This is a genomic window from Streptomyces sp. NPDC001880, assembly GCF_053594575.1.
Window position 1 is genome coordinate 1 of sequence record NZ_JBSFET010000288.1, and the last position, 1353, is coordinate 1353.

Consider the following 1353-nt stretch of genomic DNA (forward strand, 5'->3'; position numbering starts at 1 on the left):
CCTTGCGGATCCGGCCTGCCGGACGCGAGGTCCGGCAGGCCACCGACGGTCCGGAACTGCCCCTGTGCTGGCTGCTGGCCGAGTGGCCCGCCGGTGAGAGCGAGCCGGTCCAGTTCTGGCTCTCCGACCTGCCCGTCGACACCCCGCTGACCACCCTGGTCCGCTTGGCCAAGCTCCGCTGGCGCATCGAACACGACTACCGGGAGATGAAGCAGGCCCTGGGCCTGGCCCACTTCGAAGGCCGCACCTGGAACGGCTGGCACCACCACGTCACCCTCGTCTCCGTCGCACATGCCTTCTGCACGTTGCAGCGGCTGGCCCGTGCCCCAAAAGACGCGGCGCCGGCTTGAGCCTCTACCAGGTCGTCCGCGAGCTACAGACCCTGCTCGCGGTTTGGACCGGCGCATGCCCCACACCTGCCAACGCGACATATCCGCAGCCACACCAACCTGACCAAGCACTACTAGTGCGTATGGCGGCACCCGGCCCCTCCCAGGAGGCCGTCAGCTCCCTCGTCGGCCACGGCCGGGCCAGGGGGCGTCCGACACGCCCCCGGCTACTCCTCCCGTCACCACGGGCCCTTCGAGCGGTTACGGACGTTGGCCGATCCGGTCGACGACGCCCACCTCCTGACTGCTGAGCATCTCGAAGTACCTGTCGACCTGCCGCCACTCGCCGTCGACGCGCTTCGCGTTGCTGCCCTTGAGACGAATGCCCAGGTAGTCGTAGGTCTCACGGTCGAAGACGAAGGTGAAGGTCAGGTGGGGATACGACACCCCGACCCCGTGCCGGCCCAGAGCGTCGACCTCGTCCTCGTTCACCTTGATGCGTGGCAGTTTCGCCAGGGCCTCGAAAGCGGCGGCCTGCAGGCCGGGCGGCATGACCCGCGGCCCCTGCATGAGCAGACATGCCTCCATGAACACCATCTTGTCGGGGTCGGGCGCGGGCCCGCTGGCCTTGCCCCCCTTCGCCCCGGACGGCTCGACGACCTCGACGCGCCCGCGGCCGAGCCACTTGAGGAGCTCGTCGGGGTCGGTCGGCCACTTCTGCAGCTTCGCGTATTCATTGGGCGGCCACTGCACCTCGTGCTCGCCCAGCGGGGGATCGTTGTGGATCTTGCCGTGCTCCTGCCGGCGCGAGGGCCTGGAGCCGTCCACCGACAGCCAGCTCTCGTCCGTCCACGTCCTGGTCTTCCCGCCCTTCACGGGGGTTCGCGCGATGTAGGTCTTGGTGTAGAAGTACTGGTCGTTCCGCGGGATCGGCAGGCTGGCACCGGTGGACCGCGTCCTGTCCGCGGCCTTGTGCAGCACCTGCGCCGCGCTGAGGGTGGTCATCCTCGGGGAACGGGGGTCC

At 69.1% G+C, this 1353-nt stretch carries 2 protein-coding genes; one reads left to right on the forward strand and one right to left on the reverse strand.

The window, feature by feature from the left end:
• The coding region (locus ACWCQ6_RS37330) for a transposase (protein WP_451096961.1) at nucleotides 1-350 on the forward strand (350 nt) is incomplete at its 5' end.
• 240 nt (nucleotides 351-590) lie between these two features.
• Here the strand turns inward: ACWCQ6_RS37330 and ACWCQ6_RS37335 are convergent.
• Nucleotides 591-1353: CU044_5270 family protein (locus ACWCQ6_RS37335; RefSeq protein WP_451096963.1), on the reverse strand; the 763-nt coding region annotated here is incomplete at its 5' end.